General features: G+C 62.9%; 18 protein-coding genes and 1 tRNA gene. 12 read left to right on the top strand and 7 right to left on the bottom strand.

Annotated elements, in window-relative coordinates; genetic code table 11:
* The first annotated feature begins 326 nt into the window (after positions 1-326).
* The 3 genes from OZ411_RS11955 to OZ411_RS11945 all read left to right on the top strand — a co-directional run bounded on the left by OZ411_RS11955 (position 327) and on the right by OZ411_RS11945 (position 5,016).
* On the top strand, positions 327-2,492 hold the full coding sequence (locus tag OZ411_RS11955; protein WP_282528096.1) for a glycogen debranching N-terminal domain-containing protein: 2,166 nt from the start codon (positions 327-329) through the stop codon (positions 2,490-2,492).
* Positions 2,493-2,720: 228 nt separating this feature from the next.
* Positions 2,721-4,541: a glycoside hydrolase family 15 protein gene (locus OZ411_RS11950; protein WP_282528095.1), complete on the top strand. Its 1,821-nt coding sequence runs from the start codon at positions 2,721-2,723 to the stop codon at positions 4,539-4,541.
* Positions 4,542-4,551: 10 nt separating this feature from the next.
* Entirely contained in the window at positions 4,552-5,016 is a 465-nt protein-coding gene (locus OZ411_RS11945; RefSeq protein WP_130578056.1) for a HEAT repeat domain-containing protein, read from the top strand.
* Positions 5,017-5,171: 155 nt separating this feature from the next.
* Here OZ411_RS11945 and OZ411_RS11940 read toward each other — a convergent pair whose 3' ends face one another.
* The 3 genes from OZ411_RS11940 to OZ411_RS11930 all read right to left on the bottom strand — a co-directional run bounded on the left by OZ411_RS11940 (position 5,172) and on the right by OZ411_RS11930 (position 8,756).
* On the bottom strand, positions 5,172-6,269 hold the full coding sequence (locus OZ411_RS11940) for a beta-propeller fold lactonase family protein (protein ID WP_245475806.1): 1,098 nt from the start codon (positions 6,267-6,269) through the stop codon (positions 5,172-5,174).
* Between the two features lie 244 nt (positions 6,270-6,513).
* Entirely contained in the window at positions 6,514-8,037 is a 1,524-nt protein-coding gene (locus OZ411_RS11935; RefSeq protein WP_349017002.1) for an ATP-binding protein, read from the bottom strand.
* Positions 8,037-8,756: a response regulator gene (locus OZ411_RS11930; RefSeq protein ID WP_282528118.1), complete on the bottom strand. Its 720-nt coding sequence runs from the start codon at positions 8,754-8,756 to the stop codon at positions 8,037-8,039. The genes OZ411_RS11935 and OZ411_RS11930 overlap by 1 nt, the downstream gene beginning before the upstream one ends.
* Before the next feature lie 719 nt (positions 8,757-9,475).
* Between OZ411_RS11930 and OZ411_RS11925 the strand changes: the two genes are divergently transcribed.
* The 4 genes from OZ411_RS11925 (at position 9,476) to OZ411_RS11910 (ending at position 14,400) form a co-directional block, all read left to right on the top strand.
* Positions 9,476-10,354 carry an AraC family transcriptional regulator gene (locus tag OZ411_RS11925; protein WP_282528093.1) on the top strand — a complete coding sequence of 293 codons (879 nt, stop codon included), beginning with the start codon at positions 9,476-9,478 and terminating at the stop codon, positions 10,352-10,354.
* 96 nt (positions 10,355-10,450) lie between these two features.
* Positions 10,451-11,122 carry a 2Fe-2S iron-sulfur cluster-binding protein gene (locus OZ411_RS11920; protein WP_282528092.1) on the top strand — a complete coding sequence of 224 codons (672 nt, stop codon included), beginning with the start codon at positions 10,451-10,453 and terminating at the stop codon, positions 11,120-11,122.
* 3 nt (positions 11,123-11,125) lie between these two features.
* Entirely contained in the window at positions 11,126-12,112 is a 987-nt protein-coding gene (locus OZ411_RS11915) for a xanthine dehydrogenase family protein subunit M (protein WP_282528091.1), read from the top strand.
* A gap of 11 nt (positions 12,113-12,123) precedes the next feature.
* Positions 12,124-14,400, top strand: coding sequence for a xanthine dehydrogenase family protein molybdopterin-binding subunit (locus OZ411_RS11910; RefSeq protein WP_282528090.1), 2,277 nt, complete (start codon positions 12,124-12,126; stop codon positions 14,398-14,400).
* Positions 14,401-14,491: 91 nt separating this feature from the next.
* Here OZ411_RS11910 and OZ411_RS11905 read toward each other — a convergent pair.
* The 3 genes from OZ411_RS11905 to OZ411_RS11895 form a co-directional block, all read right to left on the bottom strand.
* A tRNA-Val gene (locus OZ411_RS11905) sits at positions 14,492-14,566 on the bottom strand.
* 129 nt (positions 14,567-14,695) lie between these two features.
* Entirely contained in the window at positions 14,696-15,982 is a 1,287-nt protein-coding gene (locus OZ411_RS11900; RefSeq protein ID WP_282528089.1) for a hypothetical protein, read from the bottom strand.
* 117 nt (positions 15,983-16,099) lie between these two features.
* Positions 16,100-16,702 carry a DUF1134 domain-containing protein gene (locus OZ411_RS11895; RefSeq protein WP_130584020.1) on the bottom strand — a complete coding sequence of 201 codons (603 nt, stop codon included), beginning with the start codon at positions 16,700-16,702 and terminating at the stop codon, positions 16,100-16,102.
* Between the two features lie 110 nt (positions 16,703-16,812).
* Here OZ411_RS11895 and OZ411_RS11890 point away from each other — a divergent pair, with 110 nt between their 5' ends.
* The gene (locus OZ411_RS11890; RefSeq protein WP_282528088.1) at positions 16,813-17,319 is read left to right on the top strand and encodes a YHS domain-containing (seleno)protein; all 507 of its coding nucleotides are present in this window, start codon (positions 16,813-16,815) and stop codon (positions 17,317-17,319) included.
* 20 nt (positions 17,320-17,339) lie between these two features.
* Here OZ411_RS11890 and cysQ read toward each other — a convergent pair whose 3' ends face one another.
* Positions 17,340-18,164 (bottom strand): 3'(2'),5'-bisphosphate nucleotidase CysQ, encoded by an 825-nt coding sequence (gene cysQ, locus OZ411_RS11885; protein WP_282528087.1) that lies wholly within the window; start codon positions 18,162-18,164, stop codon positions 17,340-17,342.
* 238 nt (positions 18,165-18,402) lie between these two features.
* On the opposite strand from cysQ, the gene OZ411_RS11880 reads away from it, so the two are divergent.
* The 4 genes from OZ411_RS11880 to OZ411_RS11865 all read left to right on the top strand — a co-directional run bounded on the left by OZ411_RS11880 (position 18,403) and on the right by OZ411_RS11865 (position 23,024).
* A complete protein-coding gene (locus OZ411_RS11880; RefSeq protein WP_282528086.1) occupies positions 18,403-19,047 on the top strand; it encodes a histidine phosphotransferase family protein in 645 nt (214 codons plus the stop codon).
* Positions 19,048-19,337: 290 nt separating this feature from the next.
* Entirely contained in the window at positions 19,338-22,079 is a 2,742-nt protein-coding gene (locus OZ411_RS11875) for a hybrid sensor histidine kinase/response regulator (RefSeq protein WP_282528085.1), read from the top strand.
* A gap of 27 nt (positions 22,080-22,106) precedes the next feature.
* On the top strand, positions 22,107-22,577 hold the full coding sequence (locus tag OZ411_RS11870; RefSeq protein ID WP_027578765.1) for a chemotaxis protein CheW: 471 nt from the start codon (positions 22,107-22,109) through the stop codon (positions 22,575-22,577).
* A gap of 81 nt (positions 22,578-22,658) precedes the next feature.
* The gene (locus OZ411_RS11865) at positions 22,659-23,024 is read left to right on the top strand and encodes a response regulator (RefSeq protein WP_028165519.1); all 366 of its coding nucleotides are present in this window, start codon (positions 22,659-22,661) and stop codon (positions 23,022-23,024) included.
* The last annotated feature ends 70 nt before the right edge of the window (positions 23,025-23,094 follow it).

The following is a 23,094-nucleotide window of genomic DNA, read 5'->3' as shown; positions in this document are numbered from 1 at the left end:
CCAGCCCTCTAGCGTTATGATAGTTCGCCACTCGAAGGGATGTGCGTCTGAAACGCTGACCTATTCGCTACAGGCATTTGCGACTGCGGCGCCGGAGTCCTTTGAGCCAGCGCGTGTGCGGAAATAAGATCCCCACCGGGCCCCGAGGGGAGAGCAAGGTATCGTTCGTTCTTGTCGGAAACCTAAATCCAGCTGGCAGATGAGACCGAAACGCGTAATCCTTCTGCCTTAGCAATGCTTCTAGAGAAGCTTGCAGCCTCATCTGGTCGTTGTTGATGCCATTGTTGCGATCGCGGGCACCAAGTGGTCGAATTCGGGAGCATCCCATGCCATTTAAGGTTCAGGTTGGCCCGCATCAAATCTCGATCCATCAGGGGCAAACAGTGCTGGTCAGCGAACCAGACGCACAAATCAACTGGCCAACTGAAAAGGGACTTTATTTCCTTGATACAAGGGTAATCAGCAGCTGGGCCGTCTACGCAAATGGTGAACCCTGGGATCTTCTCAATGGAGGTTCCATCACCCATTACGCGTCCCGAATTTATCTTACGAACCCCGGGATTCCCTCCGCCGACGGCTTGATCCCGCCGCGCACGCTCGGTTTCGTGATCAGCCGATACATCAATGGCGGGATGCACGAGGATCTCGACATTACAAATCACGGCACGAAGCGGGTACGCTTCCAGCTCGAGATCGCGATACGGTCGGACTTCGCAGACATTTTCGAGGTAAAATCGGGCGATATTGTGCGCCGCGGGCGGATCACCACGACATGGTCGTCGGCGAACCAGGAACTTCGCACATGCTATCGCAACAGCGATTTCGTCCGCGCAGTAACCGTTGCTCCTGTACATCGCCAGAGCGAAATCGAGTACGCCAATGGCCGATTGAGCTTCGAAATCAGCCTCGAGGCGGGCGAAGCCTGGCATTGCTGCTTGCTCTATGCGTTGGAGGACGGCGACCGACACTTCGCTGCACCGGACGCGTGTGTGCACAACCATGAACGAACCCGCCACGCCGAGGCGCTCTCGGACTGGCTGCAATCGGTACTGAAGATCCGCTGCAGTAACGAGGAGTTCTACCGCCTTTATCGCCAGGCGCTGGAGGACATGGCGGCGCTTCGGTTCCCGATCGCCGGCACCGATCACATGGTGTTCCTGCCTGCCGCCGGCTTGCCGTGGTTTGTGGCTCCGTTCGGCCGGGACAGCTTGATCGTGTCGCTACAGAACATGCTGATCTATCCAGATTTCGCCCGTGGAACGCTCGACATCCTGGGCTCGCTCCAGGCGAAGGAACGGGACGATTATCGTGACGCGGAGCCGGGAAAGATCCTGCATGAAATCCGCTACGGAGAACTCGCTCATTTCAAACTGATCCCGCACACACCATATTACGGCACGGCCGATGCGACGCCGCTCTATCTCATCACGCTACATGCGGCCTGGCGGGCAACGGGCGACAGGGCGCTGTTGGATCAGCATCTTGAGACCGCGGAGGGATGCCTGTCCTGGATAGACAACCACGGTGATAGCGACGACGATGGATTCCAGGAATATCAGACCCGCTCTCCGGTCGGCTACGAGAATATGGGCTGGAAGGATTCCGGAGACAGTGTGGTTTATCCTGACGGATCGCTTGTCAAGGGACCGAAGGCGCTCTGCGAGTTGCAGGGCTATGTCTATGACGCCTGGCTGCGCATGGCGGAAGTGTTCGATGAACTCGGCAAGACACGCCGTGCCGCGGATCTGCGAAGGAAAGCCGCAGCACTCTTCAAACGGTTCAACGAGACCTTCTGGGATGAGGAGTTGGGTTTCTACGCCCTGGCGCTGGATGGTGAAAAGAACAAGGTCCTTACGGTTGCCTCTAATGCCGGCCATTGCTTGTGGTCAGGCATCGTTCCGCAGGAACGCGCCGGAAAGGTCGTGCAACGTCTCATGGCATTGGACATGTGGAGCGGTTGGGGCATCCGCACGCTGTCGGCCTCGAACCCAGCGTTCAACCCATACAATTACCAAACCGGGTCGGTCTGGCCCCACGACAATGCCGTCATCGCTCTCGGCTTCAAACGATATGGATTCCACGGAGAGGCCGCAAGGATCGCACGCGATATCAGCGATGCCGGAAGCCACTTCCTGTCCAATCAGTTGCCGGAGCTCTATACGACGATCGAGCGTGATCGAAGGAGCTTTCCCGTTCAATATCTTGGCGCCAACATCCCACAGGCCTGGGCAGCGGGGTCGGTCTTCGCATTTCTGCAGGCGATACTTGGGTTCGCGCCGGACGCTCCGAAGGGAAAGCTGTACGTTGATCCATCTCTGCCGCAATGGTTGCCCGATCTGACCGTACTCGATCTGCGTCTCGGTACAGGGCTATTCGACATCCGTTTCTGGCGCGATGGCGATGAGACGCGCTTTGACGTCCTGCGAGGCGCTCCAGGAGCCGTCCAAAGGAGGCCCTTCGGTGCACGGCTGGAGTTTCCACATTCAGCGTAGAACGCTTAAGCTATCGAAAGTGCAGACCAGTTGATCTCGATGCAAACGATGTTTTTCGGACCTCTTAGCGGATTCTGAATTTCAGAAATTTTACTGGCGAGCGGCCGCGGGCGAGGGTTGCAAGCAAAAAAGTTGAATATCCGGTGTGTCTTTTCGCCGCCTCAGGGCATTGACGATACGCCCATCGTGGGGCTCGATCAGCGTCGAGCGAGCGGAGGAGACGAGATCATGGGCTACAAGCCGATCGAGTCCTACGGCGTCATTGGCGACCTGCACACCGTTGCCCTGGTTGGCATCGACGGCTCCATCGACTGGTGCTGCCTGCCGCACTTTGACTCGCCGAGCGTCTTCGCGGCGATCCTCGACGACCAGAAAGGGGGCTCATTCCGCATCGCCAGTCTCTACGAGGCGCAGCACAAACAGATGTACATGCCTGACAGCAACGTTCTGGTGACGCGCTTTCTTAGCGACCAGGGCGTCGGTGAGGTCGTGGACTTCATGCCGGTCCAAGGCGCGCGCGAGATCAGAAAGATCCATCAGATCGTCCGGGTCGTGCGGGCGGTGCGCGGGTCGGTCCGCTTCCGCCTCGACTGCCGGCCGGCTTTCGACTTCGCCCGCCGGCCCCACCAGGTCGTCCTGGAGGGCCGGGGAGCGATCTTCGAGGCGCAAGGCATGAAAGTCTCGCTAGTCAGCCGCTTCCCGCTTGGTCGGCAGGGCGACGGCGTCGCTGCCGAGTTCGTCCTCAACCCCGGCGAGACGACCACGTTCATCCTCCGCCAGGTGGAGGAGAACGGCCACGACAGCGTTCATGACGGGGTCCTGCTCGAGGCGCGGCTGGTCGGCACGGAGGCCCTGACGCAGACCCTGGCCTTTTGGCGGCAGTGGCTGAGGAAGTGCAACTATTCAGGTCGCTGGCGCGAGATGGTCCACCGCTCGGCGCTGGTGTTGAAGCTGCTGACGTTCGCGCCGACCGGCGCGATCGTGGCGGCGCCGACCTGCGGGCTGCCGGAAGAGATCGGCGGGGTGCGCAACTGGGACTATCGCTACACTTGGGTGCGCGACGCCGCTTTCACCAATTACGCCTTCCTGCGCCTGGGGCTGACGTCGGAGGCAGAGCAGTTCATGGCCTGGTTGGAGCAACGGGCCGTCGAGGGCACCCGGGGCGACCCGTTGCAGACTATGTATCGCATCGACGGCGGGCGCGAGTTGCCCGAGGAGGTCCTCGGCCACCTCGATGGCTACCGCGGCTCGCGTCCGGTGCGAGTCGGCAACGCCGCTGCCGACCAGTTGCAGCTCGACATCTATGGCGAGTTGATGGACGCCGTCTACCTGTACGACAAGTACGGGACGCCGATCGCCTATGATTCCTGGTGCCATTTGCGCAAGATGCTGGACTGGGTGACGAACAACTGGGAGCGAGCCGACGATGGCATCTGGGAGGTGCGCGGTGGACAGCAGCAGTTCGTCTACTCCAAAGTGCAGTGCTGGGTGGCGCTGGATCGGGCGATCCGCCTTGCGCAGAAGCGGAGCCTGCCGCTGGACCGCACCCGCCTGGCCGCGGAGCGGGACCGCATCTACGAGGCCATCATGACGCACGGCTGGGACACGGAGCGGCAGACTTTCGTGCAGCACTTCGCCACTGACGCGGTGGATGCGTCCAATCTGATCATGCCGCTCGTCTTCTTCCTGTCGCCGACCGACCCCCGCATGCGCGGGACGCTGGACCGGACCATGGCGGAGCTGGTCTCCGACAGCCTGGTGCACCGCTACGAGATCGGCAGAGGAGCCGGCGACGGCCTGACCGGGAGCGAGGGGACGTTCAATATGTGTACGTTCTGGCTGGTGGAAGCGCTGGCCCGGGCGGGCCGCGCCGAGGAGGCCCGCTTCATCTTCGAAAAGATGTTGACCTACGCCAACCACCTCGGTCTGTACGCCGAGGAGACAGGTCCGTGTGGCGAAGCGCTGGGCAACTTCCCGCAGGCATTCACTCACATCGGGTTGATAAGCGCCGCGTTCAACCTGGACCGCCGGCTCGGCGCGGGGCCTTGAGGGTCGGGCCATGAGCGCGCAGTTCGCTTACCTAGGGACTTCCGTTCCAGACTGGGCGAGGGAGCTTTCGAGCACCGATCCGCTCCAGCGCCGCCTCGGCGCATATGCCCTGGGCGAGATCGGCCCCGCGGCAACCGAGGCTATGTCCGACCTCGCCGCGGCCCTCCAGGACCCGGTTGCGTTCGTGCGCGTCTGGGCGGCGGCGGCCCTGGCCCGGGTGGCGCCATCGGGTGGAGAGTCGGTCACCGTCCTCATCGCGGAGTTGGGCAACGAGCTTGGCTTCGTCCGCAGCCTGGCGGCCTGGCACCTCGGTCGCCTCGGTCCGGCCTTCCCGGGGATCGAACAAGCCCTCCTCCCTCTCCGACAGCTAGCGGGCGATCAGGATCCGAGCGTGCGGGTGGAGGCCGCGCTAGCGCTGGGGATGCTCGAGGGGAAGGGCGCCCCGCCGCCGGAGCTGAGGTCTTTGTGTACTTGAGCGACAGCGAGCCCGTGGCTGATGGTCGCCAACGCAATCCTATTGAAGCCATCCTGGCTCACGTCGATGGCCATCATTGGGGAGTAGAACAAGAGCAATCGCGGAGGCGCAACGCACGATCTCCGCGGAACAGAGCCCAAAAAAAGCGAGTACGCTCACTGCACGTCGACAATCTCGACCCAGTTCGCTCCACTTCCCACTGGATAGCGACTAGGCTCGCCGAGTTTGCCCGTGCTCTGGTCGATCTTGTAGACCGAAAGGTGATCCGACTTTTCACCCGACGCGACGAGGTACTGGCCGCTCGGATCGATCCCAATGCCGCGCGGCTGCGCCTCGGTCGCGAAATTGGCGACGTAGGCGAGCCTGCCGGTTCCGGGTGCCACGGTGAACAAGGCGATCTTGCTGGTGGTACGTTCGGTCGAATACAGAAACTTGCCGTTGGGCGTGATTTGGATGTCAGCAGCCCAGACTTTCGGCTTCTCGTCCTTCGGCAGCGCTGAGCCGGGCGTCGGTGCAGCGCCGACGGGCGCCTGCGGCGTACCCCAAGCGAGGCCGGCATCCGCCGGCACCGAGCTAATGCTCTCGACGAGGGTCAACGTCCCCTTGCCGGAATCGACCGCATATTGCGTGACGTGCCCCGACAATTCGTTGAGCACATAGAGGTTCTTGTTGTCGGGCGACAACGCCATGTGGCGGGGGCCGTGACCCGGCCCCGGACTGACCGCCGCCGGGACGTTGGGCGTGAGTTTGCCGGTGTTGTTGTCGAAAGTAAATTGCAACACCTGATTGGCGCCGAGCGTGGCCGCGTACACGAATTTGTTGCTGCGATCGGGCAAGATCGAATGCGCGTTGCGGCCGGTGGGGATCACTTGAATCGCTTCGGCCTCGACCAGCCCATTCTCGTCGATCGGGCTCACGGCGAGTTTGTCGCCGCCATAAGAGGCGGTGAACAGGTAGCGCCCGGTGCGATCGGTCGAGACATAAGGCATGCTGTCGGGAAGCGGCGCCGATGCCTTCTGCGTGATCACACCGGCTGCCGGATCAATGGAGTAGGTCAATACGTGCGGCGGCTGCGAGCGTACCACGGCATAGAGGTGCTTCTTGTCCGGGCTCACTGCCATTGGCATGACCAGCTTGCCGGCCTCGGCCTTTCCGATCGGCGTGAGCGAGCCGGTGCTCGTGTCCATGGTGTAGGCATCGATGTTGCCGTCCTGCGCGTTCGACACATAGACGAATGTCTTTGCGGCACACATCAGCGTTGCTCCGATTGTAAGCAGCAGTGCTAGTGCAAGACGCGTCGCTCCACTCGTTAGCGTTTTCATTTTGACCTCTCCCTGGACCTGTCAAAGGCATGTCGCTTGGCGGCATTCAGCGAGAATGCGTCCGCGCACAACCGACGGTCGGAATCAGCCCGCTGTCGTGCACCGGACCTTGATCAATATTCTGGATCGAATTTCAAACAGCGTATTGTGGCAAGGCATTATCTCGATGGTATGCTCAAGTGGAAACGCTGCGGGTTGCCGGTTCGAGAGCGTTGATATTGTCCTTCACTCCTGCGACCGTGACCCGGACCCCGATGGGAGGAGGTCCGCTATTGGGAGGAGGTCCGCTATCCAGCGGTGGCAGGCTAATGGCCGCGCGCAGTCCCTTCTGCTGGTTGATCAATGTGATATCTCCGCCATGGTGGCGGACTGTGGTCCGCGCAATAGAAAGACCAAGACCGACGCCTCCAGTTTCGCGATTCCGCGAATTCTCCATCCGAAAGAACGGCGTAAAAACCTGCTCCTTGGCGTTGTCCGGAATACCGGGTCCATCATCCGAGACGATGATTTCGATGCTGTCTGCTCGCCTCTCTACGCTGACCCGCGCCCGCTCGCCATAACGGATGGCATTTTCGACGAGGTTGCGGCACGCGCGCCGCAGCGCGTCTGGTCGGCAGCTATAGCTGATCTTCGCCCCCTCCGAGAACGAAACATCGTAGCCGAGTTCGGCGAGATCGTCGCAAAGACTTTCCACGAGAGCGGAGAGGTCCACCGTACGTGTGGCTTCTGCGGTCGCATCCTCGCGGGCGAATGCGAGGGTTGCCTCCGTCATCGTCTGGATCTCTGTAATCGTGGAGAGCATTTTCTCCCGCACTTCCTGATCAGGCACGAATTCTGCACGCAAACGGAGTGAGGTCAGAGGTGTGCGCAGATCATGGCCGATGGCGGCCAGCATTCTGGTTCGATCGTCGACGAAACGATGCAGACGTGCCTGCATGCGATTGAATGCCTCGGCCGTGCGCCGGATATCGTCGGGGCCGGTCTCCGGCAGCGGTACGATCTCCTGACCGCGGCCAAGGGCTTCGGCCGCCACGGCCAGGCGACGCAATGGTTGCGCGATGCCGCGCGCGGCGAATACGGCAATGATCGACAACAACAACGCCGACAGGCCGAGCGTTACGGTGGATTGGGAGGTCCAGAAGCCGTCTTGCGCAGGTTTGGCAAATGCAGTGTTCAGCCATGCGCCGTCCGCCAATTGAACGGCCAAACCCATGCCGGTGCTGTCATCGAGATAGAGAAATTTCGCTGGCCGGGACAGCGGCCAAGCTCCCGGCTTGAGATCGATCCATTGCGAGGAGGTGGCGCTGCTACTGCTGGCCGAATTTCGGACGAAATCCGGTCTCGCCTCGACGGGCGCGCTGTGGCCGGGAAAGGATACGCGCGGCAACGGCTGGGCCAAACGCTCCCACGCCTCCTCTCGCCAGGCGGGGGCATCCTTCAGGCCGTTGGCCGATATCCAATATCTTGCTGAACTGGTGTTGCTGGCGTTCAGGATATCGGACTGAAGCGCTGGAGGCGTCGCCTCTAAGACCCGGGCGAGCGAGGCGCACCGGCTGAAAATCTCGCCCTTGGCGGCCTTCCGGATTGCCTGCCCATGCTCATCCCAGGAAATGAAGAACACCACTGCTTGCGACAGCATGAGGGACAGCAGCGTGAAGCAGATGAAGCGGGCCGCCAGGCTGCGCTTCCATAAGCTCATCATGGCCGTTCGACCTGTGCGACGAGGCTGTATCCACCGCCCCAGTGAGTCTTGATCAAGGCCGGCACCTTCGGATCGGCCTCGATCTTCTTCCGCAAGCGACTGACCTGATTGTCAATGCTCCGGTCGAACGGATCGGCATCTCGGCCGACCGTCAAGTCGAGGAGCTGATTGCGGCTGAGCACCAGACCGGGATGGTCGACAAAGGCGCATAGGAGCCGAAACTCCGCGGTGCTGAGCGGCACAGCAACGCCATCGTGTCCCACCAACTCGCGCCGGCTGATGTCAAAGGTCCACCGATCGAAACGTACGATCTTGGTCGCGAGCCGGCCTTTCTGCGGCGGCAGGCTTTGGACTCGGCGAAGCACCGCTTTGATACGGGCAAGGAGTTCGCGCGGATTGAATGGCTTGCACACGTAGTCATCGGCGCCGATTTCGAGGCCGACGATCCGATCGGTCTGCTCCACCATGGCAGTCAACAGGATAACGGGAAGGTCCGTGGTACTGCGGAGATGGCGGCAGAGAGACAATCCGTCCTCACCCGGCATCATGACGTCGAGAACCACCAGGTCAAAAGCACTTCGTTCGAGCAGACGGCGAAGTGCAGCGGCGCTCTCCGCAAGGCTGATGCGGTAGCCATGTTGCATCAAGTATTTGCCGACCAGATCGCGGATGTCGCGATGATCATCCACGACGGCGATGTGCGGTGCCGAGTCCATCCAGTTGCTCCGTTCCACATCATACCGAAGTCCAGCGTTCAACCCACCGGAAAAGTGTAACAGAATGTATCGGTCGCGCAGGGTTGAACCCGTTTTAAGTACAAGCAGTCGCAGAATCCGGTCCCAGTGAGCCACTTTGTCGCAAAGTCGTATGGCTTAGGGATTGATGCAGTTCCGCGAAGCCGCATTGAAAGCAAGGGGATTGAAGAGGAGCGGACAGAAGCATCAGCGAAAGACGACTCCAACTTGTCGCTAACTATGCAATGGAGCGTTCCTGAGACAGATCGCGACAATTGCCGGTAACGGTCGGCAAAGTTCTGCGACAACCAGACCCCATCGTGCGCCTGTTCAACGAAGCAGGAGCGCTGTATGTGCGATGCGATCGATGCTGTTTCTCGCAGGGTAGTTCCCGAAAGCTCGAGGGGCTCATCAGCCGAGAGCGATGAAGACTACGCCACACGGGAGGGACCGTTTTCTTGCAGATCCGCATTTCGGATAAGCTGGCTGCTCGTCTTCGTGTTGCGGAATGCGTCTACCTCGACGACGCCCCTTGATCTGACGTATGGCGCAAATAGCACAGCTATTTCACGCCTCGTGACGGAGGGCGACTGTTTGACGTCCGAGCGAGATCTCAAATTCGTATGCGGAAGTGCCCGAATTCATTTGGGCCGTTTCGATGAGGTCAAGCGAATTGAGTTGATCAAGGAAAGGTGCATGCCATGGCTTTGACCCCGATGATCGGAGAGGGTGAACTCCGGATCACAGATGAGATCCGATCGGAGTCACCGGATACGTGTTCATGGCTTGATGGCGCAATCGTCTTCGACCACCGCCGCTGGTCCTGCCGGGACGCAGAATTAACCTGGACGGCGCCCTCGCATCTGATCGTGCTGACCCATACAGGCAAGACCGCGCGAACGCGGATTTCGTGCTCCGGCGAACTCGTCTATGATGGCCGAGACAGGCCGGGCGCGCTCTCTTTCATCCCCGCAGGTGTCGAGCGCTCCGGCAGTTATTGCGAGCCGGATCTCGTCTACTCCGCCCTTTGGCTCGATCACGCTCGGTTCGGATGCGAGCGTTCGGCGGAGACGTTGCCAATATTGGTCAATCGCGCCGATGCGGTTATCGCCGCGCTGCTGACGGCGCTGCATAACGACGTTGCATTCGGCAGCAAGCCGGACACTGCTTATGTCGAGCATCTCGCCGCCATTGCGATGCATCGGATCATGGCGCTCGACGGTGGCAAACCCCGTCCAAGTACACATGGCGCGCTTGGCAAGGCGACGCTCCGCAGGATTGAGGCGTATATCGAGGAGCACCTCGGCGGGGAGATCAGGCTGAGCGATCTCGCGGCGATCGCAGACATGGAGATCGATTCCTTCGCGCGGCGCTTCAGGACGGCGACCGGAATGGCTCCCTATGCCTTTGTGATCGCGCGGCGGATTCGTCGCGCCGAGCAGCTTCTTGCGGATTCCGACCACGAACTTGCGCTGATCGCGGCCAGACTAGGCTTCTCCAGCCAGAGCCATTTCACCACGGCATTCAAACGCGAGCGAGGGATGACGCCCCGAGCCTACCGGCAACAGCTTTTTTCCTGAATCCTGCAAGAGCGTCGGAATCGTGAAAGAACGCCCGAAGCGGCGCACCTATCTTGCCTCGAGCAAGCACGGGATGCGCAAGGGAGCGAGCTCGACATGGCCGACTGCAAGGACCGACGCCCGACCGATGATGGGCCGACACGAAGGAGTGTGATTCAGGGGGCCGCGGCAGCGACGGCGCTGCTCACTGTTGGGATCGCCGACGCTGTGCCGGCGCTTGCTCAGTCTAGCAGTCTTGTCGAGGCTGCAGCCGGAACGACGAGAATCCCCGTAAGTCTGATCATCAACGCCAGCCTGACTTCAGTCGAACTCGATCCGCGCACCACGCTGCTCGATGCGCTGCGCCACCAGCTTGGTCTGACCGGGTCCAAAAAGGGCTGCGACCATGGTCAGTGCGGCGCCTGTACGGTCCTGATCAACGGCAGGCGAGTTAACTCCTGCTTGACGCTCGCGGTCATGCATCAAGGCGACGAGATCACGACGATCGAGGCACTGGCCCGGGGCGAGGCGCTGCATCCAATGCAAGCTGCGTTCATCGCGCGCGACGGCTTCCAGTGCGGCTATTGCACGCCGGGCCAGATCTGCTCGGCCGTCGGCATGCTGAACGAAGCCAGGGACGGCTGGCCGAGCCATGTCACGGACGATCTCGTTGCACAGACCACGCTGAGCGATGCCGAAATTCGCGAGCGCATGAGCGGCAATCTCTGCCGTTGCGCCGCCTATCCCAACATCGTCGCGGCCATTCGCGATGTCGCCGAGAGGACCTGAACGATGAAGCCGTTCACCTATGAGCGCGCATCCGGCCTGCGCGAGGCGGCCGCCGCGGTGGCCGCGCGTCCCGGTATCAAATTCATCGCCGGCGGCACCAATCTCATCGATCTGATGAAGCTGGAGATCGAGCAGCCGATACATCTCGTCGATATCAGCCGCCTGCCACTGCGCTTGATCGAGGAGACGCCGGAAGGCGGCCTGCGTATCGGGGCACAGGTTCCCAATAGCGAACTCGCGGCCGACATGCGGGTGAGAACCCGCTATCCATTGCTTTCGCAGGCGCTCCTTTCGGGTGCCTCCGCCCAGTTGCGCAACAAGGCCAGTACCGCCGGCAACCTGCTGCAACGTACGCGCTGCCCGTATTTCTATGAACGCGGCATGCCCTGCAACAAGCGCGACCCCGGCTCGGGCTGCAGCGCGCGCGGCGGCTTCAACCGGCTTCACGCGATCCTCGGCGCCAGCGAGGCCTGCATGGCCGTCCACCCATCCGACATGGCGGTGGCCATGACCGCGCTCGATGCGCGGATCGAGACGATACAATCCGACGGCCGCACACGGGTCTTTCCGCTTCGAGAACTGCACCGTCTGCCGGGAACGACGCCGCACATCGAGACCACGCTCGCCGCTGGCGAGATGATCACCGCTGTGATCTTGCCGCCACCGCCGCCGGGTCGGCAGCTCTACCGCAAGGTCCGCGACCGCGCGTCCTACGCTTTCGCCCTGGTCTCGGTCGCGGCAATTGTCGACGTCGCCGCCGGACGCATCCGTGGCGCGCGCATCGCAATGGGCGGCGTTGCGCCCAAGCCATGGCGCTCTGCCGAAGGCGAGCGGGCTCTTGCCGGACAGCCGGCGGGTGAAGAGACCTGCGCTGCGGCCGCCGATGCGGCCCTTTCCGGCGCGCGCGCCGAAGGCCATGCCGCCTTCAAGATCGAGCTGGCGCGGCGCACGCTGCGCCGGACGCTCGCGGAAACCGTCCAAGACGTTTGAGGCATAAGACGATGGCTCAAGATTACATCGTTCAGGCGACATCGCGCCCCGGCGCTGCCGCGCCGATCGGCCAGCCCGTGGACCGTATCGACGGAGCGCTCAAGGTTACGGGGAGGGCGCGCTACGCCTACGAGCACAGGCTCGATCGCGCGCCGGCCTTTGGCTACATCCTTGGTGCGAGCATCGCCAAGGGACGTATCGTCGAGATCGATACCGGCGATGCCGAGCGCGCGCCTGGTGTCATCCTGGTGATGACGCACAGGAACGCACCGAGCCAATCGGCCTTCGGTCCGGCTGTCACGCCAACTGTGCCGGAGGTGTTCACGCGGGCCCGCCCGGTGCTGGCGAGCGAGGGTATCCGCTATCATGATGAGCCGGTCGCGCTGGTCGTCGCCGAGACCTTCGAGGAAGCGCGAGGGGCAGCGGGGCTGATCAGGCTGCGCTATGCGAGCGAACCGGGCGCGTTCGACCCCGCAGCGCCGAATGCCGAAATCTACCGGCCCGAACGTATCAATGCCGGCTTCCCCACGGACTCGACACTTGGCGACTTTGACCGCGCTTTCGCCGAGGCGCCGGTCAAGCTCGACGCCGTTTATGCGACGCCGTTCGAGAGCCATAATCCGATGGAACCGCATGCGGCCATCGCCGAGTGGGATGGGGACCGGCTGACCGTCCATACTTCGGCGCAGACGCTGGCGAATATCCAGGCCGGCTTGGCCAATACGCTGCGCATCTCGCCGCAGAATGTCAGGGTCATCAGCCCCTTCATCGGCGGCGGCTTCGGTTCCAAGCTGATCGTTCATCCCGAGACGGTCTGCGCCGCACTGGCCGCGCGCGTTCTCGGCCGGCCGGTTAAGGTCGCTCTGACGCGACGGCAAATGTTCGCCAGTGCCGGCCATCGCGCGGCAATGAAGCAGCGGGTCCGGCTCGGCGCGAACCGCGACGGCCGCCTGACCGCGATCGAGCATGAGGTCACCTCTTCGACATCTCGTTTCGAGGAGTTCGCTGAGCAGAGCGCGGTGCCGACGCGAGCGCTCTACGCAGCAGCGAACCGGCGTACGACGCACCGCCTCGTACGTCTCGACACCAATCGTGGAGAATGGATGCGGGCACCCGGCGAAGCATCTGGCCTGCTCGCGCTTGAATGCGCAATGGACGAACTCGCCGAACAGCTCGGCCTCGATCCGATCGACTTGCGCATCCGCAACGAGCCGGAGCGCGATCCGGAGCGCAACGTGGCCTTCTCCAGCCGAAACCTGATCGCGTGCATGCGCGACGGGGCCGAGCGCTTCGGCTGGCGCGACCGCCCGGTGAAGCCGGGCAGCCGTCGGGAAGGCCGCAAGCTGATCGGCTATGGCATGGCAGCCGCGATCCGCGCCAATTATCTCGGTCCGGGCTCGGCTCGTGTCGCCATCGATGCGCGGGGGCAAGTCACGGTGCAGGCTGACATGACCGATATCGGTACCGGCACTTATACGATCCTGGCGCAGGTTGCGGCCGAGCGGCTGGGCGTGCCGCTCGCGGCCGTCAAGGTCGAGCTCGGCGACAGCAGCCTGCCACGCACCGCCGGTTCGGGTGGCTCCTGGGGCGCATCGAGTTCGAGCACGGCGGTCCACAATGCCTGCCTGATACTCCGGGAGCAGATCGCCTCGGCAGCCGCATCGCATGAGCGTTCGCCCTTGCGTGGCGCGAACATTTCGGAAGCTCGTTTCGAGGGGGGAAAACTCCACCTCGGCTCACGCTCGGAGAGCCTCGGCAATCTTCTGGCCCGGATCGCGCCGAACGGATTAGCGGCCGAGGGCTCTGCGGCCCGCGGCGAAACCTATCGCACCTATTCCCAGCATGCGTTCGGCGCGCATTTTGCCGAGGTCGCGGTCGATATCGACACGGGCGAACCACGGCTGCGGCGCATGCTTGGCGTCTTCGCCGCCGGTCGCATCCTCAATCCGAAGACGGCGCGTTCGCAAATGATCGGCGGCATGATCTGGGGCGTCGGGGCGGCGCTGATGGAACAGACCGTGCTCGATCCTCGCCACGGCCATTTCGTCAACCACGATCTCGCCGAGTACCACGTTCCCGTGCATGCCGATATTCCAAGCGTCGAAGCCATCTTCCTTCCCGAGGAGGACGACAAGGGCAATCCGCTGGGCGCCAAGGGCATCGGCGAGCTCGGCAACTGTGGGGCGGGAGCTGCAGTCGCAAACGCGATCTATAACGCTACCGCTGTGCGTGTCCGCGACTTTCCGATCACGCTCGACAAGATCTTTCCCGAACTGCCTGTCGGCTGAACTCATACCGACGTGCCCCTATTGTGCCCTAGCTCTTTTGGGGTACCCGTCAGAGAGTTAAGCCGCTAAGTCATTGAATCTATGGAATTAATGGTGGACGCACAAGGGATCGAACCTTGGACCTCTCCCGTGTGAAGGGAACGCTCTCCCGCTGAGCTATGCGTCCGGGATCTCGTCGCGGCCGGAGGCCGGAAACGGCATCCGATCGGAAATGGCCTTACGGCCGGAGCCCGCGATTTACGAAGGGCAGGGGCGGGGTGTCAAGCCAAAGCCGACCCCAAAGCGTGAAAGAGCCTTATGCCCCCTGCTGACGGGCGCGGGAAGCGTGGGATTGCAGCGCCCGGATGCGTTCGGCGAGCGTTCCGCCGCCTTCGGGCAGGCCGCTTGCGGCGGGCACGCCATTGGCGGCTTTCGGTCTCGCCTTCGGTCCCCCCTTGGCCGGCACCGCCGGCTCTGCGGCTAGCATAGCCTCGATCGGCGAATCCGGCCCTTCGAGCTGGATCGCCAGCTTTGCCACCTCGGCGGCAATGTCGTTGATGCGCTCGCGCAGCAGCGCGTTCTCCATGCGCTCGGTCGCCCAGGAGTTCTCCGCCTGCTCCTGGATCGCGTTGATGTCGCGCTGCAGCTTTGACCGCTCGTCGCGGGCGATGCGGAGCTGTTCTTCCAGAGTGGCCTTCTCGCTTTTCAGCTTCTCGAGGGCGGGCGATTTGCCGCCATTCATCGCCGCGCGCAGTTCCTTCACGGTGCGCTCGGCTGCCTCACTGGCCTGCCGGAGCTGGTTGTTCTCGAATTCCCGTTCGGCCAAGAGCTTGCCCTGGGTCGCAAGCCGCCCCTCCAGTTGGTTGACGCGGTTGCCGAGTATCTGGGCTTCGTTGACCTGGACGCTCAATTGACGGTCGAGGTCGGTGACGCGCTGGTTCAGACTCTCGGCCCGGCTCCGCGCGTCCGCGAGCTCGCGGGTCGCGGCCTCAGATGCGCTGCGTTCCTCGGCCAGGCGGGCCTGGGTGGCGGCGAAGTCTCTTTCAGCGTCGCTGACCCGGTCCTTCAATTCCTCGATCTGGGTGCGGACGGAGATCAGCTCGATCTGGCGGCTGTCCGCCGCCATCGAGCGGTCGTTCAGGTCGGCATTGATCTTGCCGAGCTCGTTCTGCTTGTTCGCCAGCGCCTGCTCGGCGGCGCGCAACTGCTCGGTCTTGGCGGCGAACTCCTCTTCGGTGGCGCGGGACTGACCCTTCATCGCCTTTTCGCGCGCCTCGAGGGCGAAGATCGCGGCGTTCTTCTCGCCGAGCTCGATCTTCATGCGGTTGATCGCGTCGGTCTTCTTGCCGAGTTCGGCCAACTGGCTCGTGGTCTTGCTCTTGAGCTGCTCGACGCTCATCTCGAGCCGCCGCGCCGACATCGCGAATTCCGCGCGCAACTGGTCCTTGTCCGCCTGGATCTCGGCCATCGACAGCGGGGTTGCGGCCTCGATACGCCGGGTCGTCAGCCGCACCGCCCGGTTATGCACCAGCGGCACGATCATCAGACCGCACAGCATCGAGACCAGAAAACCGATCGCCAGATACATGATCGGTTCGACCATGAATGGGTTACTCCCGCGATAATAAATCGTTAATCACAATGCCACGGGCGGCCGGCAAAACGCCAGCCAAATGCCTGTCCGCGGTGAGGGATTCACGTTAAGGCGTTAACGGCGGGGTCAGAACGGGTTCCAGGTCGCACGCGGGGTATATTTCAGGTAGCCGACATTGGCGCCAAGCCTGAGCCCGATGCCGGAACGGATCGGCACCAGTACGATATTGTTGGCCGTCAGCGCGGTCATGCCGAAACCGCCGACGATATAGGCCGAGCCGTCGATGCCGACGAAGCGCTGGTAGATCGCTTGCGTGGAGGGCAGGTTGTAGACCAGCGTCATGGTGCGGGCGCCATCGCCGCCCCAGTCGAAGCCGACCGAGGGCCCCTGCCAATAGACCCGCAGGTCGCCCGCGTTCTTGGTGTAGAGCGTGCCTTCCCCATAGCGCAGGCCGGCGACGAAAGCGCCGGAACCTTCTTCGCCGAGCACGTAGCCATTGGGCAGGCCCCATTGGCTGACCGCGCGTTCGATGACGGAGGCAAGCCCGCGTGAGACGTTACCGAAGAATTTGTGGCCGGCGGCAACCAGTTCGTCCGGCCCATAGGTGCTCGGACTGGGCTCACGTTGCGGCGGCGGGTATTGCGGCGGGGCCTGCTGGGCGGCAACCGGCGCAATCCAGCACATCAGCGCAGCGAGCGCTGCCGCGGCAAAGCGTGATGCGAAACTCATAAAGAACCCCTGCGATCGAAATTCTGGTCGCCGCCTTAACCTGACGCCAACAAGGTCGGCTCTAGCTTGCGCCCAGTGTCCCCTCGACTCCAATGTTATCGATATCAACTATGACGGTACAACGGCAGGAAATATACCGCCGACGCCCCGGAATAGCCTTTTTCAGCTTCGCCGTCGGCCTTTTAGCTTTGATCGGCATTGATTCGGCAGTCCGGGCCGCTACAACCGAGCGGGTGGTGGTCAATCACTATTCCGGCCTCGCCATCGAAGGATTCGACCCGGTGGCATATTTTACCGATGCCGCAGCCGTTGAGGGCTTGCCGGACTTTGAGGCTGCGCAGGCAGGCGCGGTCTGGCGCTTCCGCAATGAAGGCAACCGCGCCTCCTTTGTCGCCCATCCGGAAATCTACGGTCCGCAATTCGGAGGCTACGACCCGGTCGATCTCGGCCGTGGCGTCACCTATGCCGGCAATCCACGATTCTGGGCGGTGGCCGGGCAGCGGCTCTACCTGTTCGGCCGGGAGGACAACCGGGACGCCTTTGTCGCCGATCCCGGACGCTTCCTGAAAGACGCCACCGCCCGCTGGCCGGAGCTGGAGCAGACGCTGGCGCAGTAGCGCCCTCGACAAAACAAGTTCTAAGGCGCAACGGCGGGATCGCCCCAGGCAATGAACTCCGGCACGATAAAATCGTCCCGCAGGCCGAAATGCAGCGCCGCTCCCTGCGAATCCGTGATCTTGCCGCCGGCAGCGGTGACCACGGCATGGCCGGCCGCGACGTCCCATTCGGAGGTCGGTGCAAGGCGGGGATAGATATCGACCTTGCCTTCGGCCACTCGTCCGAACTTCACCGCGGAGCCGAGTTCGGCCCGCACCGCGCCGTCCCGCGCGGCGATAAAGGCCTCCGTGCGCGCATCGCCATGGGAGCGGCTGACCGCCACGGTCCAGGGGGTTCCGCGCGGCGGGCGAGGGCGGGTGCGAATCGGCTCGACAACCGGTGGCCCGCCATCGCGAACGATCAGCCGCTCGGCGCCGCGGCCGACAATGCCGCGCCAGATCACGCCCAGGGCCGGGGCCCCGACGACGCCAAGCAGCGGCGTCCCTTCGGTCACCAGGGCGAGGTTGACCGTGAACTCGTTGCGGCCGGCGACGAATTCCTTGGTGCCGTCGAGCGGATCGACCAGGAAGAAGCTGTCTTTGTACGGCGGCCTTGCCAGACGCGTGCGCTCCTCGGAGAGCGACGGCACGTTTGGCGCAAGCCGCGCCAAGCCCTCGGCAATGATGCGGTCGGCTGCGAGATCGGCCTCGGTCACCGGCGAGCCGTCGCTCTTGCCCTCAACCTTCATGGCGCTGCGATTGACTGCAAGGATGGCCTCGCCGGCCCGGATCACCAGCTCCGTCAACGGTTCGATCAGCGCGGCCGCGGCATTGCCGTCGATCCGGGGCGGGCATGCCTCATTCATAAGCGGTTCTCATCGGCTAGAGCATGATCCGGAAAAGTGGAAACCGGTTTTCCGAAAAGATCATGCTCAAACAGAAAGATGAGATCATGATCCGATTCGGTCCAATCGGATCATGATCTAGTGTTCCCATCTCACTTCCGCCGCAAGCTGGCAGCATGCGCTTCCCCAGTGTATCAAACCCAAAAGCATGCGTGATTCGCTCCCGTCCGCGTGTATCGCGGCATTCCAGGAACACTTCATGTCTGGCACTTCGTCTCTCGGTCCCGCTCCCGATGCCCTCGAACTGGCGGCGCTGCTATGCTCGCGGGTCTGCCACGATCTCATCAGTCCTGTCGGCGCGATCGTCAATGGCCTTGAGGTCATCGACGACAATCCGAAACCCGAGGACCGCGATTTTGCACTCGACCTGATCCGCAAGAGCGCCAAGACCGCATCTGCCCGCCTGCAGTTCTGCCGGCTTGCCTTCGGTGCCGCCGGGTCGGCCGGCGCGCAGATCGATCTCGGCGACGCCCAGGCCATGGCGAAGGGGCATATCGAGGACGGCAAGGTGACGCTGACCTGGAATCTGCCGCGGCTGCTCTTGCCCAAGAACCGCGTCAAGCTGCTCCTGAATATGCTCGTGATCGCGCAGCAGACGATTCCGCGCGGCGGCACGCTGACGATCGATCCGGTCGGCGAGGGCGAGACGATGAGCTTTCGCATCACCTCGGCCGGGCTGAACGCCCGCGTGCCGCAGAACATCGTGGATATTCTCGGCAGCACCTCCGCCGCGGTCGATGCCCATGCAGTGCAGCCCTATTACACGAGGCTGTTGGCGCAGGCCTGCGGATTGACCGTCAAGCTCGCCCTCGAGGGCGAGACCGTGGTGGTCAGCGCGTCCTGACGATTGCTGCATGATCTCCTGGCGCGCAGGCGCTCAAGAGATCATGCGCAAACAACGACGTAGAGCGCGATCGGAGGCGCGAAGCGAGTACGCCGCGCGCCGCGACGGCGGCCATAGCGTTAACCAATTGTTTGCAACTTGCCGTTGATTTCGATCTTTTCTTCTTATCTCTTTGTTGATCCCGTTCTTTTCCACATACTCAACCAAACTTAAACGCTTTGCATGGAAGCTGGTCCAAGTTCCGTAAGGCGCGTCGATGTCGCGTGCCGCTGCGTACGAAGGCCAGGTTCATGGACGATTTGATGCGAGAGTTTCTGACCGAGACCAGCGAAAGCCTGGATACGGTCGACAATCAGTTGGTGAAGTTCGAGCAAGAGCCGAACAACGCGAAGATTCTCGATAACATTTTTCGCCTGGTACACACCATCAAGGGTACCTGCGGCTTCCTGGGGCTTCCGCGACTGGAAGCGCTGGCGCATGCCGGCGAGACCTTGATGGGCAAATTCCGCGACGGCATGCCGGTCACGGCGGAAGCGGTGACGCTGATCCTGTCGAGCATCGACCGCATCAAGGAGATCCTCGCAGGACTGGAGGCAACCGAAGCCGAGCCGGAAGGATCGGACGAAGACCTCATCGTCAAGCTGCACAAGATGGCCGAGCGCAGTTTCGAATCGATGGCGGCGGAGGCCGGCGGCGAGCCTGCTGCTGAGGTAGCGGCGCCTATCGTGGCCGCGCCGCCGCTGCAGCCCGCGGCGACGGAGGGCACGCTGGTGGTTCAGACGCTCGAACGTCCACTGCGCCCCGGTGAAGTCTCGCTCGACGAGCTCGAGCGCGCGTTCCGCGAAACCGCCACCGAAGTGACGCCGCCCGCACCGGCTGCCGCGCCCGCGGCCAAGCCCGCCGCGCATGAGCCGGCCGCAGAGGTTGCCAAGGAGAAGAAGGCGCCGAGGAAGACGGCCGCCGCCGAAGGCGACATGCACGAGTCCGACAAGGTCGCCAACCAGTCGATCCGCGTCAACGTGGATACGCTGGAGCACCTGATGACCATGGTCTCCGAGCTGGTGCTGACCCGCAACCAGCTCCTGGAGATCTCCCGCCGCAACGAGGACACCGAGTTCAAGGTGCCGTTGCAGCGTCTCTCGAACGTCACCGCCGAGCTGCAGGAAGGCGTCATGAAGACGCGCATGCAGCCGATCGGCAATGCGTGGCAGAAGCTGCCGCGCATCGTGCGCGACCTCTCGGGCGAACTCGGCAAGCAGATCGAACTGGAGATGCACGGCGCCGACACCGAGCTCGACCGCCAGGTGCTCGATCTGATCAAGGATCCCCTGACGCATATGGTACGCAACTCCGCCGACCATGGTCTGGAGACCACGGCCGAGCGCGCGGCGGCCGGCAAGCCGGAGCAGGGCACCATTCGTCTCTCCGCCTATCACGAGGGCGGCCACATCATCATCTGCATCGCCGACAACGGCCGCGGCCTCAACACCGACCGGATCAAGGCGAAAGCTCTGGCCAACGGCCTCGTCACCGAGGCTGAGCTGGAGAAGATGACGGAAGCGCAGATCCACAAGTTCATCTTCGCGCCGGGCTTCTCGACCGCTGCGCAAGTCACTTCGGTTTCCGGCCGCGGCGTCGGCATGGACGTGGTGCGCACCAATATCGACCAGATCGGCGGCACCATCGACATCAAGTCGGTCGCGGGCGAGGGCTGCTCCGTCACCATCAAGATCCCGCTGACGCTCGCCATCGTGTCCGCGCTGATCGTAGAAGCAGCCGGCGACCGCTTTGCGATCCCCCAGCTCTCGGTCGTTGAACTGGTTCGCGCGCGGGCCAATTCCGAGCACCGCATCGAGCGCATCAAGGACACCGCCGTGCTGCGCCTGCGCAACAAGCTCTTGCCGCTGATGCATCTGAAGAAGCTGCTCAGGATCGATGACGGTTCGTCGAGCGATCCCGAGAACGGCTTCATCGTGGTGACGCAGGTCGGCAGCCAGACTTTCGGCATCGTGGTCGACGGCGTGTTCCACACCGAGGAAATCGTGGTCAAGCCGATGTCGACCAAGCTGCGTCACATCGACATGTTCTCCGGCAACACCATCCTCGGTGATGGCGCTGTCATCATGATCATCGACCCCAACGGCATCGCCAAGGCGCTCGGCGCTGCCGGCTCAGCCGCCCATGAGATGGCGGACGACAACGCCGCGGCCCATGTCAGCGGCGAGCAGCTCACCTCGCTCCTGGTGTTCCGTGCCGGCACCAGCCAGCCGAAGGCGGTGCCGCTCGGCCTCGTCACGCGCCTGGAGGAGATCGCCACCGACAAGATCGAGCTCTCCAACGGCCGCTACATGGTGCAGTACCGCGATCAGTTGATGCCGCTGGTGCAGATGGCTGATGTCAATGTGCAGAGCTCCGGCTCGCAGCCGATCCTGGTGTTCGCCGACGACGGCCGCTCGATGGGGCTCGTGGTGGACGAGATCATCGACATCGTGGAGGAGCGGCTGCACATCGAGGTCGCGGGCTCGCAGGATGGCATTCTCGGCTCTGCCGTGATCAAGGGCCAGGCGACCGAAGTGATCGACGTCGGCCACTTCCTGCCGATGGCCTTCTCCGACTGGTTCAGCCGCAAGGAGATGCGGCCGTCCTCCAACGCGCAATCGGTGCTTCTGGTCGACGACAGCGCGTTCTTCCGCAACATGCTGGCCCCGGTCCTGAAGGCCGCCGGCTACAAGGTGCGTACCGCGCCGAACGCACAGGAAGGGCTGGCCGCGCTGCGTTCGGGACAGGCGTTCGACGTGGTGCTGACCGACATCGAGATGCCCGAGATGAACGGCTTCGAGTTCGCCGAGAGCATCCGCTCCGATCAGCATTTGAGTAGCGTTCCGATCATCGCGCTGTCGGCGATGGTCTCGCCAGCCGCGATCGAGCGCGGGCGGCAAGCCGGCTTCCATGATTACGTGGCCAAATTCGACCGTCCCGGCCTGATCGCGGCGTTGAAGGAACAGACCGCCGAGATCAGGAAAGCGGCATAGTTGAGTCGGGCACAAGGAATTGAAACGATGACCAGCAAGACCGACACCATCGAAGGCACCATGGCCGAATACGTCACCGCCGTGATCGGCGGGCAACTGTTCGGCCTGCCGATCTCACGCGTGCAGGACGTGTTCATGCCGGAGCGGCTGACGCGTGTGCCGCTGTCCTCCAGCGAGATCGCTGGCGTGCTCAACCTGCGCGGTCGCATCGTCACCGTGGTCGATATGCGCGCGCGGCTCGGCCTGCCGAAGAACGACGATGGCAAGCCGCCGATGGCGGTCGGCGTTGATCTCCGCGGCGAATCCTATGGCCTCTTGATCGATCAGATCGGCGAGGTGCTGCGGCTGCCCGATGACAGCCGCGAAGAGAATCCGGTCAACCTCGACCCGCGGATGGCCAAGCTCGCCGGCGGCGTCCATCGCCTCGACGGCCAGCTTATGGTCGTCCTCGATGTCGACCGCGTGCTCGAACTGATGCCGGATGCGAAGGCGGCCTAGTCATCGCGCTCCAGGCGGGCACGCCTATTGAAGAACTGAAACGGAAACGTCCCTTGCGGGATGAGGAAGTAGAGGCCCAACATGAGAACCTGTCTTGTCGTCGATGACTCCAGCGTCATTCGCAAGGTCGCGCGTCGCATCCTGGAAGGCCTGGATTTCCAGATTGTCGAAGCCGAGGATGGCGAGAAGGCGCTTGAAGCCTGCAAGCGCGCCATGCCCGCCGCCGTGTTGCTCGATTGGAACATGCCGGTGATGGATGGCTACGAATTCCTGGGCAATCTGCGCCGCATGCCCGGCGGCGATCAGCCCAAGGTGGTGTTCTGCACCACCGAGAACGATGTCGCGCATATCGCCCGTGCGCTGCATGCCGGCGCCAACGAATACATCATGAAGCCGTTCGACCGGGACATCGTCACCGCGAAGTTCCAGGAGGTCGGCCTGATCTGAGTGTCGTGTTCGATCCGGCGGCTGAAAGCCATCGGCATGAGAGCATGATCCGGAGAAGGCGTGCCGTTGA

Source organism: Bradyrhizobium sp. Arg237L (assembly GCF_029990105.1).
GTDB lineage: Bacteria > Pseudomonadota > Alphaproteobacteria > Rhizobiales > Xanthobacteraceae > Bradyrhizobium.
The sequence above is the reverse complement of the archived record's forward strand: the minus strand, read 5'-3'. Positions and strand labels throughout refer to the sequence as shown.

Bases quoted from the DNA above. Each gene is read 5' to 3' on its own strand.
- OZ411_RS11955 (WP_282528096.1), top strand. From the start codon at position 327: ATGCCATTTAAGGTTCAGGTTGGCCCGCATCAAATCTCGATCCATCAG.
- OZ411_RS11950 (WP_282528095.1), top strand. From the start codon at position 2,721: ATGGGCTACAAGCCGATCGAGTCCTACGGCGTCATTGGCGACCTGCAC.
- OZ411_RS11945 (WP_130578056.1), top strand. From the start codon at position 4,552: ATGAGCGCGCAGTTCGCTTACCTAGGGACTTCCGTTCCAGACTGGGCG.
- OZ411_RS11940 (WP_245475806.1), bottom strand. From the start codon at position 6,269: ATGTGTGCCGCAAAGACATTCGTCTATGTGTCGAACGCGCAGGACGGC.
- OZ411_RS11935 (WP_349017002.1), bottom strand. From the start codon at position 8,037: ATGAGCTTATGGAAGCGCAGCCTGGCGGCCCGCTTCATCTGCTTCACG.
- OZ411_RS11930 (WP_282528118.1), bottom strand. From the start codon at position 8,756: ATGGACTCGGCACCGCACATCGCCGTCGTGGATGATCATCGCGACATC.
- OZ411_RS11925 (WP_282528093.1), top strand. From the start codon at position 9,476: ATGGCTTTGACCCCGATGATCGGAGAGGGTGAACTCCGGATCACAGAT.
- OZ411_RS11920 (WP_282528092.1), top strand. From the start codon at position 10,451: ATGGCCGACTGCAAGGACCGACGCCCGACCGATGATGGGCCGACACGA.
- OZ411_RS11915 (WP_282528091.1), top strand. From the start codon at position 11,126: ATGAAGCCGTTCACCTATGAGCGCGCATCCGGCCTGCGCGAGGCGGCC.
- OZ411_RS11910 (WP_282528090.1), top strand. From the start codon at position 12,124: ATGGCTCAAGATTACATCGTTCAGGCGACATCGCGCCCCGGCGCTGCC.
- OZ411_RS11900 (WP_282528089.1), bottom strand. From the start codon at position 15,982: ATGGTCGAACCGATCATGTATCTGGCGATCGGTTTTCTGGTCTCGATG.
- OZ411_RS11895 (WP_130584020.1), bottom strand. From the start codon at position 16,702: ATGAGTTTCGCATCACGCTTTGCCGCGGCAGCGCTCGCTGCGCTGATG.
- OZ411_RS11890 (WP_282528088.1), top strand. From the start codon at position 16,813: ATGACGGTACAACGGCAGGAAATATACCGCCGACGCCCCGGAATAGCC.
- cysQ (WP_282528087.1), bottom strand. From the start codon at position 18,164: ATGAATGAGGCATGCCCGCCCCGGATCGACGGCAATGCCGCGGCCGCG.
- OZ411_RS11880 (WP_282528086.1), top strand. From the start codon at position 18,403: ATGTCTGGCACTTCGTCTCTCGGTCCCGCTCCCGATGCCCTCGAACTG.
- OZ411_RS11875 (WP_282528085.1), top strand. From the start codon at position 19,338: ATGGACGATTTGATGCGAGAGTTTCTGACCGAGACCAGCGAAAGCCTG.
- OZ411_RS11870 (WP_027578765.1), top strand. From the start codon at position 22,107: ATGACCAGCAAGACCGACACCATCGAAGGCACCATGGCCGAATACGTC.
- OZ411_RS11865 (WP_028165519.1), top strand. From the start codon at position 22,659: ATGAGAACCTGTCTTGTCGTCGATGACTCCAGCGTCATTCGCAAGGTC.